Annotated in this window: 15 protein-coding genes; 10 read left to right on the forward strand and 5 right to left on the reverse strand. The window is 69.2% G+C overall.

Translation table 11 applies throughout. The features are described 5' to 3' along the window. Nucleotides 1–200: 200 nt before the first annotated feature. Both VG556_RS00005 and VG556_RS00010 read right to left on the reverse strand, forming a co-directional pair. Nucleotides 201–1,721 (reverse strand): thioredoxin family protein, encoded by a 1,521-nt coding sequence (locus VG556_RS00005; RefSeq protein WP_100450212.1) that lies wholly within the window; start codon nt 1,719–1,721, stop codon nt 201–203. A 97-nt stretch (nt 1,722–1,818) separates the two neighbouring features. Further along, nucleotides 1,819–2,268, reverse strand: coding sequence for a GNAT family N-acetyltransferase (locus VG556_RS00010; protein ID WP_100450211.1), 450 nt, complete (start codon nt 2,266–2,268; stop codon nt 1,819–1,821). Between the two features lie 66 nt (nt 2,269–2,334). Between VG556_RS00010 and VG556_RS00015 the strand changes: the two genes are divergently transcribed. The 10 genes from VG556_RS00015 to VG556_RS00060 all read left to right on the forward strand — a co-directional run bounded on the left by VG556_RS00015 (nt 2,335) and on the right by VG556_RS00060 (nt 14,035). Beyond that, nucleotides 2,335–3,270 (forward strand): TIGR03571 family LLM class oxidoreductase, encoded by a 936-nt coding sequence (locus tag VG556_RS00015; protein WP_100450210.1) that lies wholly within the window; start codon nt 2,335–2,337, stop codon nt 3,268–3,270. 130 nt (nt 3,271–3,400) lie between these two features. Then, nucleotides 3,401–3,712 (forward strand): DUF3817 domain-containing protein, encoded by a 312-nt coding sequence (locus VG556_RS00020; protein ID WP_100450209.1) that lies wholly within the window; start codon nt 3,401–3,403, stop codon nt 3,710–3,712. Nucleotides 3,713–3,863: 151 nt separating this feature from the next. Further along, entirely contained in the window at nt 3,864–5,054 is a 1,191-nt protein-coding gene (locus tag VG556_RS00025; RefSeq protein ID WP_111144221.1) for an MFS transporter, read from the forward strand. Beyond that, the gene (locus VG556_RS00030) at nt 5,051–6,244 is read left to right on the forward strand and encodes an isochorismate synthase (protein WP_100450207.1); all 1,194 of its coding nucleotides are present in this window, start codon (nt 5,051–5,053) and stop codon (nt 6,242–6,244) included. The genes VG556_RS00025 and VG556_RS00030 overlap by 4 nt, the downstream gene beginning before the upstream one ends. Continuing rightward, nucleotides 6,241–7,893, forward strand: coding sequence for a (2,3-dihydroxybenzoyl)adenylate synthase (locus VG556_RS00035; protein WP_100450206.1), 1,653 nt, complete (start codon nt 6,241–6,243; stop codon nt 7,891–7,893). Before VG556_RS00030 ends, VG556_RS00035 begins: the two co-directional genes overlap by 4 nt. Next, nucleotides 7,893–8,525: an isochorismatase family protein gene (locus VG556_RS00040; RefSeq protein WP_032962508.1), complete on the forward strand. Its 633-nt coding sequence runs from the start codon at nt 7,893–7,895 to the stop codon at nt 8,523–8,525. The genes VG556_RS00035 and VG556_RS00040 overlap by 1 nt, the downstream gene beginning before the upstream one ends. Then, the gene (locus VG556_RS00045; RefSeq protein ID WP_032962506.1) at nt 8,525–8,782 is read left to right on the forward strand and encodes a phosphopantetheine-binding protein; all 258 of its coding nucleotides are present in this window, start codon (nt 8,525–8,527) and stop codon (nt 8,780–8,782) included. Before VG556_RS00040 ends, VG556_RS00045 begins: the two co-directional genes overlap by 1 nt. Then, nucleotides 8,779–12,669 carry an enterobactin synthase subunit F gene (locus tag VG556_RS00050; protein ID WP_100450205.1) on the forward strand — a complete coding sequence of 1,297 codons (3,891 nt, stop codon included), beginning with the start codon at nt 8,779–8,781 and terminating at the stop codon, nt 12,667–12,669. The genes VG556_RS00045 and VG556_RS00050 overlap by 4 nt, the downstream gene beginning before the upstream one ends. Continuing rightward, the gene (locus VG556_RS00055) at nt 12,660–13,418 is read left to right on the forward strand and encodes a 2,3-dihydro-2,3-dihydroxybenzoate dehydrogenase (RefSeq protein ID WP_100450204.1); all 759 of its coding nucleotides are present in this window, start codon (nt 12,660–12,662) and stop codon (nt 13,416–13,418) included. Before VG556_RS00050 ends, VG556_RS00055 begins: the two co-directional genes overlap by 10 nt. A gap of 170 nt (nt 13,419–13,588) precedes the next feature. Beyond that, complete coding sequence (locus tag VG556_RS00060) at nt 13,589–14,035, forward strand: REP-associated tyrosine transposase (RefSeq protein ID WP_100450203.1); 447 nt, start codon at nt 13,589–13,591, stop codon at nt 14,033–14,035. Nucleotides 14,036–14,783: 748 nt separating this feature from the next. Here VG556_RS00060 and VG556_RS00065 read toward each other — a convergent pair. Genes VG556_RS00065 through VG556_RS00075 form a run of 3 tightly spaced genes read right to left on the reverse strand, consistent with a single transcriptional unit; the run spans nt 14,784 to nt 18,056 of the window. Then, complete coding sequence (locus VG556_RS00065; protein WP_049407312.1) at nt 14,784–15,167, reverse strand: DUF2894 domain-containing protein; 384 nt, start codon at nt 15,165–15,167, stop codon at nt 14,784–14,786. After that, on the reverse strand, nt 15,157–15,795 hold the full coding sequence (locus tag VG556_RS00070) for an OmpA family protein (protein ID WP_111144220.1): 639 nt from the start codon (nt 15,793–15,795) through the stop codon (nt 15,157–15,159). The genes VG556_RS00065 and VG556_RS00070 overlap by 11 nt, the downstream gene beginning before the upstream one ends. After that, nucleotides 15,792–18,056 (reverse strand): DUF802 domain-containing protein, encoded by a 2,265-nt coding sequence (locus VG556_RS00075; RefSeq protein ID WP_111144219.1) that lies wholly within the window; start codon nt 18,054–18,056, stop codon nt 15,792–15,794. Before VG556_RS00075 ends, VG556_RS00070 begins: the two co-directional genes overlap by 4 nt. Nucleotides 18,057–18,064 lie beyond the last annotated feature (8 nt).

Raw genomic sequence — 18,064 nt, forward strand, 5'->3', positions numbered from 1 at the left:
TTCTTTTTCCGTGGTTGGACGCAGCAGGAAACTGTCAAAGGACGGGCGGGGTGGGTTTGCAGGACCGTTGGCGCCATGGATGGCGCCATCGAGCCCCCAAGGATGGGTTTACGGCGTGTCCCGGCCAGCCCCTTCCCCCGTCACAGCCGATATCAACAAAAGCGCCGGCAGGCGAACCAGCCGCCAGCGCCTTCATCAACTCAACTCAACCAATCCTTGCACGCACCATCAACCTGTTCCCCGCACGCCTGCTGCATCCGCTGCTGCAGCCGCGCCAGTGTTTCGGCGCCCTGGTGCTTGCCGCTCCACGTCTTCAACTGCCCGGCCAGGCGCTCGAAACGCTGGCGGGTACGCTGGTGGTAGCCCGACGGCTGCGCTTCCAGTTCGGCGATCAGCGAGGCGGTGGCCTGCTCGATGCGTGGTGCATCATCCGGCGCCAACTTCATCAGGCCCTCCACGTACAGCACGCCCCACTGTACGCGGGTGGCCGGGCCCTGCGCGCCATCGTAGGCGCGCTTCAGCCACTCCAGCGCACCGGCGGTGTCGCCGCGCTGCTCGGCCAGTTCGGCCAGCTCGGGCATGTAGTAGTACGGCTGTTCGCTGCGTTTCAGCTCGGCCAGCAACAGCGCCTCGGCGCCCGCGTCGTCGCCGACCTGGCGCAGTGCGTAGACCGCGCTGCTGATCGTGGCCTGGCGTGCATGCGCATCGGTGGCGGCGGCATCGGCAGCGGCCACGCGCTGCTTGACCCGCTCAACCAGGGCCGCGGGCAGTGCGCCGTTTGGCTGCTGCTGACGGGCCAGCGACACTTCGGTCAGCGCACGCGACAGCGCGTCGTCGGCACGGTTGCCGCGCTCGGCATCTGCGCGCTCCAGTGCGACCAGCAGCTGCTGCCCCAGCGTGTTGCTGGTGGCCGGGCCGGCGCTGGCCTGCTTGACCAGCGTCGCGCCCGCGTAGCCCAGCAGTTCGCGGTTACGACGGACTTCGGCAGGTTGCGCCAGCACTGCCTGCAGCAGCTCACGCACCTCGGTGGGCGAGCTGGCGGGCGTGTCGGCGGTGGCCAGGGCCAGCAGGGCGAAGCGGCGTTGCAGCGCCGCGTCGGGTGCGGCCTTGGACAGCTGGCGCAGCACATCCTGGCTCTTGCGCTCGCCGGCCAAGCGGTTGGCGTCGACTTCCCAGCCGTAATCGCCCAGCACCTGCCAGTCTTCGGCGGCCAGCCTGTCCGGCGTGGCCAGTGCCGTCGCCAGGGTGGCGGCGATGGCGCTGCGGCGCCCGGCCGCGACGGTCAGCGCACGGGTCAGTTCGGCCGCGTCGTTGCCGCCTGCCACGCGGGTGAGCTCATTGCGTTGTGGGTCCAGCACGATCAGGGTCGGATAGCCGCGCACCCCGAAGCGTTCGCCCCAGGCCTGTGCCCCTTCCTCGTCGCCATCCAGGTAGACCGGCACGAACTTGCCGGTCAACGCGATGAACGCCGGGTCCTTGAACAGGCCGGCCTTGAGCTGGTTGCACGGCGGGCACCAGACCGCGCCCCAGTACAGCAGCACCGGCTTTCCGCTGTCGGCGGCCTCGGCGAAGGCATCGTCCACATCGCCCTGGCGCCAGGCGATGGCGGACGCCGGCGCGGGCGCCTCGGCGGAGCTGGCGGTGGACACCGGGGCCGGGGTGCAGGCGCTCAGCGCCGAAGCCAGCAGCAACACGGAAAGCGCGACGCGCATCGGCGGCATCTCGAAGGGGGGACAGTCCATTGTAGGAATGGCCGGGGAGTGTGCTGATTCAGTTTGCTTATATCGGCCGTGCAGCGGGGCATGACACCCGCTGCCCTCAGGCGGCTGTCCGCACCATCTGCTGGTACACCAGCCCGTTGAACTCGCCGACATCACCGTCCAGCACGAAGCCATAGCGCAGGTAGGTAGGCACTGCGTTGAGCGAGGCGCGCACGGTCAGCACCGGTGTGCGCAGGTGCGGCAGCACGGCTTCGAACAGGGCATGGCCGATGCCCTGGCCCTGGCAGGCGGGATCGACGAACAGCATCGCCAGGTGGCGGCCTTCCTTCAGCTCTACCACGCCGAGGATGCGGCCGTCCTGCTCGGCCACCAGGATGTGGTTGTCACCCTGCAGGCGTGCAGCGAACGCATCGGCGGCGGCGACACTGCCGAACGTAGCAATGCCGGCCGCGCTGAGCGAGGGCGCGACGGCCGCAGTGAATGCGGCCAGGCATACCGCGCTGATCGCGGGCAGGTCATCGATGTGGGCGGGGCGGATCCTCGGCATGCAGCATTCTTCCTGTGGTGCGTGGCGTGTCATCGTCGCCCGGTGCCTGCACGCTAAGCTGGTCACATGAGTGAATTCAATCCCGCCTACGCTTCGTTGTTTCCGCAACAGGGACTGAGCCTGGGCCTGATGACGCCCGTTGCGGCGCATGGGCTGGGCGATCCGGGCGCGGCGCGGCGCATTGCGCGGCTGGCCGACGATCTTGGTTTCGCCGCGTTGTGGGCGCGCGATGTCCCGTTGATGGTGCCGCAGGGTCCGGACGCGACAGCAAGCGCGCTGGACGATCCCTTCCTGTGGCTGGGCATGCTGGCCGCCGCGACCGGGCGCATCGTGGTCGGTACCGCCGCCATCGTGCTGCCGTTACGCCAGCCGTTGCAGGTGGCGAAGTCGGCACTGAGTCTGGACCGGATCAGTGACGGGCGGTTCGTGCTGGGCCTGGGTTCGGGCGACCGCCCGGAAGAGTTCGCCGCCTTCGGTGAGGACCTGGAGGGCAGGGCGGCAACCTTCCGTGAGCGCTGGACGTTGCTGCGCGCGGCATTGTCACCGGAGGCCGATGCGCGGACCGCCGTACTGCAGGCCACGGGTGGCTTCGACGTGCTGCCGGCGCCGGCAACCCGCATCCCGATGCTGGTGGTGGGTACCGCACGGCAGAGCCTGCAGTGGATCGCGCGCGAGGCCGAAGGCTGGGCCACCTATCATCGTGAGGAGGCCGCGCAGGAGGGGCGCATCGGCCTGTGGCAGCAGGCGCTGGTGCAGCGCGGTGGGCCGGGCAAGCCATTCGTGCAGTCGATGCTTCTGGATCTGCAGGCAGATCCGCAGGCGCCAGCCGAGCCGCTGCCGCTGGGCCTGAAGGTCGGCCGCGATGGCCTGCGTGACTATCTGCTGCGCGTGCATGGGCAGGGCGTGGCGCACGTGATGTTCAATCTGGTCGACAACGGGCGGCCGATGGACGCGGTGTTGCGTGAGATCGGGGAGCACGTCCTGCCATACTCGCTGCGGTAGGTATCCACCTGGGTGGACGCGCTTCATCGTTGCCAACGCTGCGCTCGCCGGTGTGCTGGAAGTTCGCATCTGCGTATCATTCGCATTTGATACCCCGCTGCCGGAGCCCCGTGTGACCCAACGTTCCCCCATGCACCCGAGCGGACGCCTGTTCGCCGCGGTCGCTTTCATCGAGGCCGTGACCTGGGCCGGCCTTCTCATCGGCATGTGGATGAAGTACGGCCCCATGGCCAACGTGGCGCTGGTGAAGCTGTTCGGACCCCTGCACGGCGTGGCGTTCCTGCTCTATGTGGCGGTGACGCTGTTCGCGGCGCTGCGCCTGCGCTGGCCGTGGTGGGCCAGTGCGCTGGCGCTACTGGCAGCCATCCCGCCGCTGGTGACGCTGCCACTGGAATGGTGGTTCAAGCGCCGTGGCCTGTTGGGCCTGCGCGGGGTGCGCTGAAGTCGCTGTTGCGTGCCCGTTCAAGAGAATGGGTATCAAATGCAAATACGAGCCGTTATCATTTGAGGATGGCGTCCGGTCCTGAGCAGGGCCGGCGCCGGGCGGGGCGCAGGTGCGCCCGGCGATCCCTTCCTGTTACGGCTGGTGTTCCATGCACGCACGTCCCGTCGTTCCCGGCTTGCCGGCGCTGGTAGTGGCCGCCCTGATCGGCACCATGGCGATGATGTCCTTCGTCGCCGTGATCGGCCCGGTGGTCCGCATGCTCGGGCTGTCCGAGTGGCATGCCGGCCTGTCGGTCACCGCCGCAGGCGTGTTGTGGATGCTGGCCGCGCGCCCCTGGGGCCAGCTCAGCGACCGCATCGGCCGCAAGCGCGTGCTGATGCTGGCGATGAGCGCCTACACCGTGGTCTACATCGCGCTGGCGGTGTTCATCGACGTTGCCCTGCAGGCGGTGCCGCCGGTACTGGTATCGGTGCTGGTGCTGGTCGGTGCGCGAGGCCTGATCGGCCTGTTCTACGCGGCGGTGCCGCCTACCGCAGCCGCGCTCATCGCCGACAAGGCACCGACCGGCCAACGTGCGAAATTCCTCGCCCGACTGGGCAGCGCCAATGCGCTGGGCATGGTGCTCGGGCCGGCCGCTGCCGGCTGGCTTGCCTATACCAACCTTTCGCTGGCGCTGTACGTGGCCGCGTTGCTGCCGCTGCTGGCACTGGCATTGCTGGCTTGGCGGCTGCCGGCTACACCGCCGGTGGTTGGCGCGTCCGCACAGCGCTGCGCGCCGATGAGCCGCCTCGACCCGCGCCTGCCGCAGCTGGCGGCGCTCATCGCCATGGTCTCGGTGACCATCGCGCAGGTGACGGTGGGCTTTTTCGCGATTGATCGCCTGGGCCTGGATGCTGCCGCTGGTGCACGCATGGCCGGCATCGCGCTGACCGCGGTCGGCATCGGCCTGATCCTGGCGCAGGCGCTGGTGATGAAGCTGGAGGTGCATCCGCGCCGCTGGATCATCCTCGGCGCGCTGATTTCCGGCATTGGCTTTGCTTCGGTGGCGGGCGTGCAGCAGGGCTGGCAGTTGCCGGCGGCATACGCGCTGGCCGCGTTCGGCATGGGCTTCGTATTCCCCTCGTTCCAGGCGCTGGCCGCCGACGCGGTGGAAGCGCACGAGCAGGGTGCCGCGGCGGGCACGGTCGCTGCCGCGCAGGGGCTGGGCATGGTGGCCGGGCCGATGCTCGGCACGCTGTTGTATCGCGGCGGGCCCAGCCTGCCATATCTGCTGGTCGGCGCGCTGCTGCTGTTGCTGTGCGCGCTGGCTGCAGCGCATCGGATGAAGGAGACCCCATGAACGATTCCCTGATGCAGGGCGCGTGGCCGGAGGCTGCGCCCGCGCCGCTGGAGAGCACTGACGACGCGTCGCTGTTCCTGCTGCAGCATGCAGGCCAGCATGTGCACGCACGCGGTTGCCGCCTCGCGCTGCCGGGTGGCACGCTGGCAACCCTGGCGGAGCGCGTTGCGGCCTTCTTCGCCCAGCAGCGTGGCGGTCCGGGCCTGCTGGTCGGTGCGGTGCCATTCGAACCGCGTGCCGACGACGCGTTGTACCAGCCCGAGCGCCTGCTGCCGGCCCTGCCGTTGCAGCCACGGGCGGCGCCGGCGCTGCAGGGCCCGCTGCAGGCGGAGCCCGCAGCGCAGGACTATGCAGCTGCGGTTGCCGCGGCAGTGAAGGCGCTGCGCGCGCCCGACCAGGACCTGCACAAGGTGGTGCTGGCGCGCAGCCTGCTGGCGCACAGCCGCCATGCGCTGTCTCCGGAGGTGCTGCTGGCGCGGTTGGGCGCGGATCCCTCGGTGGCGACCTATGCGGTGCCGCTTCCGGTTGAACCGGGGCACGCACCGGCCTGGCTGGTCGGCGCAACACCGGAGCTGCTGCTGCGCAAGCGTGGCGCCGAGCTGTTGTCGCACCCGCTGGCCGGGTCCGCGCGCCGCAGTGCCGATGCCGCCGAGGACGAGCGCGCCGCGCAGGCGCTGCTGGCTTCGAACAAGGACCATGACGAGCACCGCCACGTGGTCGAGGCCATCATCGAGGGCCTGGCGCCGTACTGCAGCCACATCGATGCGCAGCCGCGCCCGGTGCTGCATGCCACCGCCAGCATGTGGCATCTCGGCACCCGCATCCACGCCACCCTGAAGGATCCGAAGACATCGGCGGCCGAGCTGCTGGCGCAGTTGCATCCAACGCCGGCGGTCTGCGGTACACCCCGGCTGGCGGCACTGCAGCGTATCCGCGAGCTTGAGCCGGCGCCGCGTGGCTTCTATGCCGGTGCGGTCGGCTGGCTGGATGCGCAAGGGGATGGTGACTGGTATGTGGCGATCCGCTGCGCACGCCTGCAGGGCACGCAGCTGCGCCTGTACGCCGGCGCCGGCATCGTTGCCCAGTCGCAGCCCGAGGCCGAGGTCGCCGAAACCGCGGCGAAGTTTGCCGCCCTGTTGAACGCGTTGGGCGTCCACGACGCCGCGCCTGTCATCGAGCCTGCTGCATGAACATGCCCACTGTTTCTTCCCGCCTGCCACTGCAGCAGGCATGGCCCGATGCGCTGGTGGCGCGCTATCGCGAGGCGGGCTACTGGCGCGGCGAGACCTTCCCGGCGTTCCTGCGTGAGCGTGCGGAACGCTACGCTGATGACATCGCCGTGGTCGCTGGCGATGTGCGCCTGAGCTACGCGCAGCTGTGGCACGAGGCCGGTCGCATCGGTGCCGGACTGCTGGCACTCGGCCTGCAACCCGGTGAGCGGGTGCTGGTACAGCTGGGCAACACCGCCGGGTTCATCGCCACCGTATGCGGGCTGTTCCGCGCCGGCCTGGTGCCGGTGTACGCGCTGCCGGCGCACCGCATCACCGAGCTGGTGCACTTCGCCAACAAGGCCGAAGCCAGTGCCTACATCACTGCCGACCTGCACGATGGCTTTGATCATCGCGGGCTGGCGCGGGCGCTGCAGGCCGAGGTGCCGGCGCTGCGCCACGTGGTCATCGATGGCGATGCAGCAGAGTTCACCGCGCTCGAGGCGCTGCAGGGAGACCGCAACCAGCTGCCGGCCGACCCGGACCCGCAGTCGGTGGCGTTCCTGCAGATCTCCGGTGGCAGCACCGGGCTGTCCAAGCTGATTCCACGCACCCACGACGACTACATCTACTCGTTCCGTGCCAGCAATGACCTCTGCGGCATCGACCGCGACAGCGTGTATCTGGTCGCGCTGCCGGCCGCGCACAACTTCCCCATGAGCTCGCCCGGTTTCTTCGGCGCGCTGTATGCCGGTGCCCGCGTGGTGCTCAGCCCCGGTCCGGGGCCGGACGCGGCCTTCCCGCTGATCGCGCGCGAGCAAGTGACCTGCTGTGGGCTGGTGCCGCCGCTGGCGCTGTTGTGGGCACAGGCCGCCGCCACCAGCAAGCACGACCTGTCCAGCCTGCAGGTACTGCAGGTAGGCGGGGCCAAACTGGTGCCGGAAGCCGCACGGCGGGTGATTGACGGCCTGGGCTGCACCCTGCAGCAGGTGTTCGGCATGGCCGAAGGCCTGGTGAACTACACACGGCTGGATGATCCGGAAGAACTGATCGTAGCCTGCCAGGGCCGGCCGATCAGCCCGGACGACGAGGTGCGCGTGGTCGATGACCATGACCAGCCGGTGCCGGAAGGCGAGGTAGGGCATCTGCTGACCCGCGGCCCTTACACCATACGTGGCTACCACAACGATGCGGTGGCCAATGCGCGTTCGTTCACCGACGACGGCTTCTACCGCACCGGCGACCGCGTGCAGCAGCTGCCCGGAGGCTACCTGGTGGTGCAGGGCCGTGCCGGTGACCACATCAACCGGGCGGGCGAGAAAATCTCCGCCGAGGAGATCGAAGATCACCTTCTGGCCCACCCCGGCGTGTTCGACGCCGCCGTGGTCTCCATTCCTGACGAGTATCTCGGGGAGCGCAGCTGCGCGTTCGTGATCCAGCAGGGTGAGCCGATCAAGGCCCCGGCACTGAAGGCCTGGATGCGCGGGCGCGGCCTGGCGGCGTTCAAGGTGCCCGACCAGGTCGTGTTCGTCGACAGTTTCGATACCACCGCGGTCGGCAAGATCAGCCGCCGCGAACTGCGCGCGCAGTTGCGTGCGCGTCATCTGCAACAGACAGGAGGAACGCGCTGATGGCGCTGCCCCGTATCACCGATTACCCCTTGCCGACTGCCGCCGAACTGCCGCAGGCGCGCGGCCCGTGGCGCCCCCAGCGCGATCGTGTCGCGCTGCTGGTGCACGACATGCAGCGCTATTTCCTGGCCGCATTCGACGCCGGCAACGCACCGCTGCGGCCGGCAGTGGACAACATCGCACGGCTGCTGGCGCATTGCCGCGCGCACGGCATTCCGGTGTTCTACACCGCCCAGCATGGCGACCAGGACCGCCGTGACCGTGGCCTGCAGGCCGACCTGTGGGGACCAGGCATGCGTCGCAGCGCCGACCATGAACCAATCATCGAGGCACTGGCACCGCAGCCTGGCGAGCACGTGCTGGTGAAGCACCGCTACAGCGCGTTCCAGCGCAGCAACCTGGAGACGCTGATGCGGGTGCGTGGACGCGACCAGCTGCTGGTCACTGGCGTGTATGCGCATATAGGCTGCACGGCCACCGTGGTCGAAGCCTTCCAGCGCGACATCGAGGCGTTCATCGCGGCCGATGCGGTAGCGGATTTCTCGCGTGCCGACCACGATCAGGCCCTGCACTGGATTGCCCGCACCTGTGGCGTACCGATGACCACCGACCAGTTGCTGGAGGTGCTGTGATGGCCGCCACGGGTGACGTGCTGGATCTGGAGAGGATGCGTGCCGACGTGGCGCGCGTGCTGGAATGTGCTCCGGCCGAGATCGGTGACGACGACAACCTGATCGACCTGGACCTGGACTCGATGCGCATGCTCGGCCTGGTCCTGGCCTGGGGCAACACCGGCCTGCCCATTGAGTTCTCGCAGCTGGCCGAGCACACCACGCTGCGCCAGTGGTGGGCTGTGGTGCAGCAACTGCAGGCCGCGCAGAACGCATGAACGCCGCTGCGCTGGCCACACCGGTGGCATTGACCGAGGCCCAGGCCGGACTGTGGTTCGCACAGCGGCTGGCACCGGACAATCCGTCATTCAATACCGCGCACGCGGTGTGGATCGACGGCCCGTTGGACGTGGCCGCGTTCATTGCAGCGGCAGACCAGGCTGCAGGCGAGGCCCAGGCCTTCGCATTGCGCTTTGCCGAAGGGGCCGATGGCCAGCCGCTGCAGTGGCATGACCCGGCACACGTGCCGCTGCTTTCGGTGCGCGATGTTTCCACCGCGGCGGATCCCGCCGCTGCGGCACGCAACCTGATGCACACCGACCGTCTGAGCCCGGTCGATCCCACCCGTGACCGGATCAGTCAGCAGGTGTTGTTTGACCTGGGCGGGCAGCGCTGGGTCTGGTACCTGCGCGTGCATCATCTGGCCGCCGATGGCTACGGCATGGCGCTGTTCACCGATCGCGTGTGCGCGTTGTACGCCGGCCGCATGGGTGAGCCACTGCCGGGGCTGGCGGGCGTGCTGGCCGATGATGCCGCTTATCGTGCCGATCCGCGCCGCGCGCTGGCCGGGCAGTGGTGGCGTGAGCACATGAAGGGCGCACCGGCAGGCGTGGGCCTGGCCGGTACGCTCGCGGCCAGTGACGACGCGCTGCGCTGGGTGCAGCCGCTCGATGCGGCCTTCCGTGAGCAGCTGCTGCAGGCCTCGGTGCGTTGGCTGCAGCCCTGGCCGGATGTGCTGGCCGCGTTGTCGGCCGAGTACTTGCGGCGGATGAGCGCCGCCGATGAAGTGGTGCTGGGCGTGCCCTACATGGGGCGGCTCGGCAACGCGTCGGCGCGGGTGCCGGCGATGGTGATGAATGTGTTGCCGCTGCGCGTGGCGGCCGGCGAGGGCAGCGTCGAGGCCTTCACCCGCGGCCTGGGCCGGCAGCTCAGCCAGGGTCGCAAGCATGGCCGTTACCGCAGTGAGCAGCTGCGCCGGGACCTGGGGCTGGTCGGCGCGCAGCAGCGCCTGCACGGTCCGCTGGTGAATGTGCAGCCGTTCTACAAGCCGCTGGCGCTGGCCGGCGCGCAGGCAACGCTGGAGGTGCTGTGCACCGGGCCGGTGGATGATCTGACACTGGGCTTCCGTGGCGATGGCCAGCACCTTCTCGATCTGGAGATCGAGGCCAATCCCGCGCTGTACAGTCGCGAGGATGTCGGGGCGCATGCAGCGCGGTTGCTGCATTTCGTGTCGGCAGCATTGCAGGCTGACGATATCGCAGCCGTGCCTTTGGCGACGCTTGAGGAGGCGCAGCAGGTGCTGCACGGTTTCAATGCCACCGCGCATGCGCTTCCCGAGACTACCCTGGTTGAACTGCTGCAGCAGGGCATGGATCGGGATCCGCACGCGCCGGCGCTGGTGTTCGGCGACACTACGCTCGACTATGCAACGCTGGAAGCACGCAGTTTTGCGCTTGCCGCACAACTGCGCGGCATGGGCGTCGGCCCGGGCAGCGTAGTCGCGGTGGCATTGCCGCGCTCGCTGGAACTGGTGCTCGCGCTGGTCGCGGTGCTGCGCGCAGGCGCGGCCTATCTTCCGCTGGACCTTGCCCATCCTGACGAGCGGTTGGCACGTATTCTTGCGTCGGCGCAGCCGGTGTGCGTACTGGCTGCGCCAGACGTATCGGTGCGCATGGCCGGTGTGCCGGTGCTCGCGCCGGAGCAGTGGACCGCGCTGAGTTTTGCGGCGCCATGGGCGGATCCTGCGCCCAGCGATGCCGCCTATGTGATCTATACCTCCGGTTCGACCGGCGAGCCCAAGGGCGTGGTCGTCGAACACCGCGCGATCGTCAATCGCCTGCTGTGGATGCGCGAGCACTACGGCATCGGCGCCGATGACCGCGTGCTGCAGAAGACTCCGGCCACCTTCGATGTCTCGGTCTGGGAATTCTTCCTGCCGCTGCTGTGCGGGGCAACGCTGGTGGTTGCCAGGCCCGATGCGCATCGCGATCCCACTGAACTGGCGCGCTTGATCCGGGGCCATGGCATCACCACGGCGCATTTCGTGCCGTCGATGCTCGACGCCTTCCTCGCTGCGCCGGCTTCGGCAGGGCTGCAGCTGCGCCGCGTATTCACCAGTGGCGAGGCGCTGGACGCTGCGTTGCGCGACCGCTTCCATGCGCGCGTGCGCGCAGAACTGCACAACCTGTACGGCCCGACCGAGGCCGCAGTGGATGTCAGCTATTGGCCGGCGTCAGCGCAGGATCGCTCGCGGCCGGTGCCGATCGGCTTCCCGGTCTGGAACACCCGCCTGTACGTGCTGGACGCCCGGATGCAGGCGGTGCCGGTCGGTGTGGCCGGTGACCTGTACCTGGGCGGCGTGCAGCTGGCACGCGGCTATCTCGGTCGCGACGATCTGACCGCCGAACGCTTCCTTGCCGATCCTTTCCTGGCGGGCGAGCGCATCTACCGCACCGGCGACGTGGCGCGCTGGCGCCGCGATGGTGCGGTGGAGTACCTGGGCCGCAGCGACCACCAGGTGAAACTGCGCGGCCTGCGCATCGAGCTGGGCGAGATCGAGGCGGCACTGCGCGAGCTGCCTGGCATGGAGCGGGTGGAAGTGCTGCTGCGCCAGGATGCTCCCGGCGATGCGCGTCTGGTGGCCTATGTTCCAGCGGCGCATGCCGACGCCGTGACGCTGCGCAGCCACCTCGCCACGCGTGTGCCGGACTACATGGTGCCCTCGGCCATCGTTGGTGTGGACCACTGGCCGGTGACCGCCAACGGCAAGCTCGACCGCAACGCGTTGCCGAAGCCACCGCAACGTGAAGTTGCCGGCTTGGCGCCGCGCACGCCGTTGGAACAGGAGCTGGCGTTGCTGTTCGCACAGGCGCTTGGGCGTGAGGCGCCGGTGGCGGTGGATGCGGACTTCTTCAGTCTCGGCGGTGACTCGCTGTCGGCGGTGCACCTGCTGCTGGCGATCGAGCAGCGCTGGCGCTGCGATCTGGGTTTGGGCGCCTTGTTTGCCCAGCCCACCGTGGCCGCGCTGGCGGTTCGTATTGCCGCGCCACCCGCGCTGGCCGATCACGCGCTGGGGCCGGTGATCGCGCTGGCCGCAACCGACGCTGCCGGGCCCACGCCGCTGTTCGTGCTGCACCCGGCCGGTGGCATCGCCTGGAACTACCGCACGCTCGCCCGGGCACTGCAACCAGCCCGCCCGGTGTATGGCCTGCAGTCGCCGGCACTGGACGCGCGGCTGCCACTGCCGAGCAGCATCGAGGCGATGGCCAACGACTACGTACAGCGCGTGGTCGCACTGCAGCCGAAGGGGCCGGTGCATCTGCTGGGCTGGTCGGTGGGCGGCATCCTGGCCCAGGCGATGGCGGTGCGGCTGCATGAGATCGGCCGCGACGTTGGAGAGCTGGTGCTGCTGGACGCCTATCCCAGCGAGTGCTGGCGGGCCGAGCCTGAACCGGACGCCGTCGCCGCACTGCGGGCACTACTGGCGATTGCCGGCCATGACCCGGATGCGCATCCGGAACTGGACAGTCGTGAACGCATACTCGCGTTCCTGCGTCGCGGCGGTAGTGCACTGGGCAGCCTGCCGGATGTGGTGCTTGACGGCGTGGTGCGCGCGGTGACCGGTACCAATCGGCTGATCCGCGAGCACATCCACCAACCATTCGACGGCACGCTGGTGCACGTCCGCGCGGGCCGGGATCACCAGGCGCGGCCACAGCTGCAGTCGGCGTTGTGGCGGACCCACGCGCGCAAGGTGCAGGCACTGGAACTGCCGTTCCTGCACGCCGAACTGACCGGCCGCGATGCGGTGGCGCAGCTGGCACCGTGGTTGTCGGCGCGGCTGCGCCACTGGGACGAGCAACAGGAGACCGCAACATGCAATTGACCGGTTTTGATGGTCGTGTGGCGCTGGTGACCGGCGCTGCCGGCGGCATCGGCGAGGCACTGGTACGGTTGCTGGCCGCGGCCGGTTGCACCGTGGTGGCGACCGATCGCGAGGCACCCATGTTCGCGGATGCACGTGTGCAGGCGTTTGCTCTTGACGTGACCGACAGTGCGGCCGTCGACGCCTTGGTGGATCGGGTCGAGTCCAGCATCGGGCCGATCATGCTGGCCGCCAGCGTGGCCGGTGTGCTGCATGTGGGCGGCGTGACCGAGACCGGCGATGACGACTGGCGTCGGGTGTTCGCGGTCAATGCCGACGGTGTATTCCATGTTGGGCGCGCGCTGGCGCGGGTGATGTCCGCGCGCCGGCAGGGCGCGATCGTTACCGTCAGCTCGAACGCTGCCGGCGTGCCGCGACACGGGATGGCCGCCTATGCGGCATCCAAGGCCGCCGCCACCATGTTCACCCGCTGCCTCGGGCTGGAGCTGGCGCCGCTGGGAATCCGCTGCAACATCGTCGCCCCGGGATCGACGTTGACCCCGATGCAGACCGGCATGTGGCGGGACGAGCACGGTGCCGAGCGGGTGATCGCCGGCAGCCTGGAGACCTACAAGGCCGGCATTCCACTGCGCAAGCTGGCCACCCCCGAGGACATCGCGCACTCGGTGATGTTCCTGCTCTCGGAACAGGCCGGGCACGTGGCGATGAGCGACCTGTACGTGGACGGCGGCGCCACCCTGCGCGGCTGAGCCCCGACGGCCGCCTGCCGGCAATGGTAGTGCCGGCCGCTGGCCGGCAACCTACGGCCCCCGGTAGTGCCGGCCGCTGGCCGGCAACCTCATTCACCTTCAGACATCTCCCAACCCCCGTCGAGCCATGGCCCGACAGCCAACGCGTAATGATCGACCCACCATGGCGCATGAGCAGCCATCGCCTCCGCCTGGGCCGTCACTCGATCATCGGCCAGGTCTACGTTCTGACAACTACCACGCATCAGCGCCGCCGGCTCCTTGAAAGCGAAGCCGCAGCAGCATGTGTGATCGACCAGTTCGATTACATCGAGCAGCGCGGGCTCGTACGGTCACACGCATGGGTCGTCATGCCGGATCACGTCCACTGGATGTTCGAGCTGCGCGCAGCCCACCTTCCAGACATCGCACGCCGGATGAAATCGTCGAGCGCGCTCGCCCTGAATCGCTTGGCGGGCCGTCGAAGTACGGTGTGGCAGCCCGGCTACTTCGATCATGCCGTGAGGGCCGAGGAGTCGATGGCGCGGCAAGCGCTATACATCCTGGGGAATCCGGTACGCGCCGGTCTTGCTGGGCAGATTGGCGAGTATCCGCATGCGTGGTCGGTCTGGGTGTGATGCCGGCCAGCGGCCGGCACTACCACGGCAGAACCGAAGCGCAGCGCAGATCGCGTTCCGGCGCAGAGAGCACCCGCGATGGTAGTGCCGGCCGCTGGCCGGCAACCCCATGACCCGCGCGAAGACGCGTAGCTGCCGGCCAGCGGCCGGCAGTACCACGGCAGAACTGAAGCGCAGTGCAGATCGTGTGCCGGCGCACAGAGCACCCGCGATGGTAGTGCCAGCCGCTGGCCGGCAACCACATGACCCGCGCGGAGACGCGTAGCTGCCGGCCAGCAGCCGGCACTACCAGTCAATATTCAGCGCGGCCATTCGCTGTTCAGCGCCGCTTGCGCGCGTCTTGGCCGTGGTCGGCCTGGTTGTGATGCCGGCCAGCGGCCGGCACTACCAAAGCAAAGGCGAAGCGCAGCGCAGTTGCGCTGCGGCGCACAGAGCACCCTCGGTGGTAGTGCCGGCCGCTGGCCGGCAACCCCATGACCCGCGCGGAGATGCATGGCTGCCGGCCGGTAGCCGGCACTACCAGTCGATGTTCAGCGCGGCCATTCGCTGTTCAGCGCCGCTTGCGCGCGCTTCGGCCGTGGTCGGTCTGGTTGTGATGCCGGCCAGCGGCCGGCACTACCAAAGCAAGGGCGAAGCGCAGCGCAGATCGTGTGCCGGCGCACAGAGCACCCGCGATGGTAGTGCCGGCCGCTGGCCGACAACCCCATGACCCGCGCGGAGACGCGTAGCCGCCGGCCAGCAGCCGGCGCTACTCCTTCGGCGTCTGGCGCGGCTTGCGCGTGCGCTTCGGCTTTGCGCTATCCGCACCGCTGGCGGCGCCATCCTGCAGTGCCTGCAGCCAGGACAAGGTGTCCACGTAGTCGATGAAGTGGCGCAGGTAGCCGGGGCTGGTGGCCTGCATCGTGTCCAGCATGCGCTGCACCAGCACCGCCGAGTTCAGCGGGCCGCCGTCAGCCGGGGCCTCGGTGCGCAGGGAGCGGCGCACCTGCAGTTCGCTGCGCAGCTCCGACCACTCGCGCTGCACCTGCTGCAGCATCGGCACCTGCGGGTAATGCGGCAGCGAGCGCGACCCTGCATCAAGGTCGCGCACCAGTGCGCGCAGGCCTTCGAGCGCTGGCGGCTTACTTGGCATCCGGGGCCTTGGGCTTGGGAATCGGCGCGATCTCTACGCGACGGTTGCGTGCGCGGCCTTCCTCGTTGGCATTGGAACTGACCGGCTGCTCGCTGCCGAACGCGGCAGCGAACACGGCGTCGGCGGGTACGCCATCGGCGATCAGGGTGCGGGTCACGGTCAGCGAGCGCTGCGCCGACAGTTCCCAGTTGTCGGCGAAACGCCGGTTGCCTTCGCGTACCGGCGCGTCATCGGTGAAGCCGCTGATCATCAGGATCTCTTCGCGGCTGCCCAGGTAGCCGGCCAGCGGTGCGGCCAGGCTGCGCAGCAGCTCCTGGCCTTCCGGCTGCAGCTGGTCGGAGTTCAGCGCGAACAACACGCTGCCGCTGATGCCGATGCGGCCATCCACCAGCGTCACGCGACCGGCCGCCAGCGGTCCAGCCAACGCTTGCTCCAGCGTCTGCAGGCGCTTGGCTTCGGCCTGGCGCTGTTTCACTTCCTGGTCCAGTCGCTGCGACAGCTCCAGCTGCACGGCGACCACACCGACCAGTATGAGCACGAACGCGCCCAGCAGCACCGACATCAGGTCGCCGAAGGCTGCCCAGATCGGGGCATGCGAACCGCCGTCGACCTCCAGCTCGTCGCTCATGCGCTGCCGGCCTTGCCGCGGCGCGCGGCCAGCTGCTGCAGTTCTTCCATCACCTGCTTCTGCGACAGCAGGCTGAGGTCGACCACCTCGCGCGCCTGGGCTACGTAGTAGGCCAGCTGCTCGTCGCTGCGGGCCAGCGAGGCATCCAGTGCGCCGCCGATCTGTTCCAGGCGGCCGGACAACTCGGTGGCGGCACTGCCGAACTGCGCGACCGCTTCGCCGAACGTGCCGGCCAGCTGGCCCACTTCGGCAGCGCTGCCGTTGAGCGCTGCGGCAATGCCATCCAGCTTGCCGGTCTCTGCGGCGATATGGTCGGTGAAGCGATTGCCAACGCGCTCCAGCAGCTCGGCCGAGCCACCGACCAGTGCGTCCACAGCGGTGCGCTGCTCGTGCGAAGCGTGATTGATCGCATCCAGCAGGGTCTGCACGGTGGCCAGCAGGCGGCCGCGCTCTTCCAGCATCGCGTTGTCACGCACCAGGCTCTCGGACAGCGTGCTGCGCAGCTCGTTGATGACGTCGGCAGCAGCCTTCGGAGCGGCCGCGGCGGTCTGCAGCAGGGTAGACACTTCGGCCAGCGTGGCGCTGGCCTGCGCGCGACCGTTTTCACCGATCTGCTGTGCGGTCTCCGCCAGCGTGTCGCAGACGCGCTGCTGCTGCGCGGCCAGGCGTTCGCCATTGGCCTGCAGGCGTTCGGCCAGCTCGGTGGAAACGTGCTGCAGAGCATCGCTCCAGCGCTGCAGGCGCTGTTCGTCGCCGGCCTGCAGCTGCGCCTGCAGGGCGGCGTGGGCCTGCTGCAACTCGGCGCTGGCCGCGTCCCAGCGCGCCTGGCGTTGCTGCTCGCGGCTGTCCAGGCTGGCCTGCAGCTCGGCGTGCGCGGTGGCGGCGGCGGCCTGGGCGGCCTGCCACTGCTGCGAACGTTGCAGTTCGTGGTCCTGCAGCAGCGACTGGCTGGCGCTGTGCTGCTGCTCCAGTGCCTGCAGCAGCGCCTGCGCACGCGCGTCCAGATGCTCGCTGGCGACGATCAACGCCTGCTGCTGGCGTTCGACCAGCGCGCTGTTCAGTGCCTGCTGCTGTTCGGCGGCAGCACGCAAGGCCTCCGCATTGTCCTGTGCATCGGCCTGCAGGCGCTCGCCGATACGTGTGACCAGCGCTTCGGCATGCGTGGCCTGGCCATCGCTGAAGGCCTGCAGGTGCTGGCGCAGATCACTGACCAGCGCCTGTTGTGCCTGGGTCTGCTCGCTCACCACCCTGGCCCAGCTGGCCTCGGTGGCGACGCGGCTGCGCTCGAAACCCTCGCTCAGGCCGGCCAGCTGCTGCTGCACGGCCTGCTCGACGCGGGCATGCAGTGCTTCGCCGTGATGGGCCAGGCCAGCCAGGGTGGTTTCGGCCATCGGCTGCAGCGCACCACCGATGGCGGCGGCGCTGGCTTCGGCCCCTTCGCGCAGCGACTGCTGCAGCGAGACGGCCAGGCGTTCCTGCAGGGCCTGGCTCTGGGTCAGGAACTCGGCCTGGCCGGCCAGCAGGCGCTCATTGGCGGCCGCACTGTGCTGTTCAAAAGTGCTGGTCATCGCCTGCAGGCGGTCGACCAGCGCCGGCAGCGCCGCAGACTGTGCCTGCAGCAGGCGCAGCGATTCGGCGCGCTGCCAGGCCTGCGAGTACGGATGCAGGTCGCCGGCAATGGCGCGGTCCAGCTGCTGCACGGCCTGCAGGCGGTCACGACGCAGCAGTGCCGCCAGCAGGCCGAGCATGGCCGAGCTGGCCACACCGGCGATCGAGGTACCGAATGCCACCGCCAGGCCCTGCACCGGCGAGGCCAGCGAGCCGCGGATCGCGGCCATGTCGGTCGCACTCTGCAGCGCCAGGCCGGTGCCACGCAGCGTGTCCATCATGCCCAGCAGGGTGCCGAGCATGCCCAGCAGCACCAGCAGGCCAACCAGGTACGGGGTCAGCATCGGTGCGGGCAGGGCGGTGCGCTCGCCTTCCACGCGCAGGCGCACGGCGTTGCGCAGGCCCGCCGGCACGCGCTCCAGCCAGGGGGCGAGGCTTTCCTTCGCGCTGGACAGGTCGTTCAGCGCGCTGCGCAGGCCGTTGCTGGCTTGGCGGTAGCGGTACAGCTCCACGCCGCCGGCGATGTAGCAGGCCGCGATGATCGCCGCCACCGCTGCACCCAGCGGATGCACCGAAACGTAGCCAATGCCGATCCAGCACACGGCCAGCAGGCCGACAAGGAAAACAACGACATGGAAAGCAGTTCTCGACATGGTGTTCC

This window comes from Stenotrophomonas sp. CASM106 (genome assembly GCF_049384825.1).
GTDB lineage: Bacteria > Pseudomonadota > Gammaproteobacteria > Xanthomonadales > Xanthomonadaceae > Stenotrophomonas > Stenotrophomonas muris.

Bases quoted from the DNA above. Each gene is read 5' to 3' on its own strand.
- VG556_RS00015 (WP_100450210.1), top strand. From the start codon at position 2,335: ATGAGTGAATTCAATCCCGCCTACGCTTCGTTGTTTCCGCAACAGGGA.
- VG556_RS00045 (WP_032962506.1), top strand. From the start codon at position 8,525: ATGGCCGCCACGGGTGACGTGCTGGATCTGGAGAGGATGCGTGCCGAC.
- VG556_RS00025 (WP_111144221.1), top strand. From the start codon at position 3,864: ATGCACGCACGTCCCGTCGTTCCCGGCTTGCCGGCGCTGGTAGTGGCC.
- VG556_RS00050 (WP_100450205.1), top strand. From the start codon at position 8,779: ATGAACGCCGCTGCGCTGGCCACACCGGTGGCATTGACCGAGGCCCAG.
- VG556_RS00040 (WP_032962508.1), top strand. From the start codon at position 7,893: ATGGCGCTGCCCCGTATCACCGATTACCCCTTGCCGACTGCCGCCGAA.
- VG556_RS00055 (WP_100450204.1), top strand. From the start codon at position 12,660: ATGCAATTGACCGGTTTTGATGGTCGTGTGGCGCTGGTGACCGGCGCT.
- VG556_RS00010 (WP_100450211.1), bottom strand. From the start codon at position 2,268: ATGCCGAGGATCCGCCCCGCCCACATCGATGACCTGCCCGCGATCAGC.
- VG556_RS00020 (WP_100450209.1), top strand. From the start codon at position 3,401: ATGCACCCGAGCGGACGCCTGTTCGCCGCGGTCGCTTTCATCGAGGCC.
- VG556_RS00030 (WP_100450207.1), top strand. From the start codon at position 5,051: ATGAACGATTCCCTGATGCAGGGCGCGTGGCCGGAGGCTGCGCCCGCG.
- VG556_RS00075 (WP_111144219.1), bottom strand. From the start codon at position 18,056: ATGTCGAGAACTGCTTTCCATGTCGTTGTTTTCCTTGTCGGCCTGCTG.
- VG556_RS00065 (WP_049407312.1), bottom strand. From the start codon at position 15,167: ATGCCAAGTAAGCCGCCAGCGCTCGAAGGCCTGCGCGCACTGGTGCGC.
- VG556_RS00060 (WP_100450203.1), top strand. From the start codon at position 13,589: ATGAGCAGCCATCGCCTCCGCCTGGGCCGTCACTCGATCATCGGCCAG.
- VG556_RS00035 (WP_100450206.1), top strand. From the start codon at position 6,241: ATGAACATGCCCACTGTTTCTTCCCGCCTGCCACTGCAGCAGGCATGG.
- VG556_RS00070 (WP_111144220.1), bottom strand. From the start codon at position 15,795: ATGAGCGACGAGCTGGAGGTCGACGGCGGTTCGCATGCCCCGATCTGG.
- VG556_RS00005 (WP_100450212.1), bottom strand. From the start codon at position 1,721: ATGCCGCCGATGCGCGTCGCGCTTTCCGTGTTGCTGCTGGCTTCGGCG.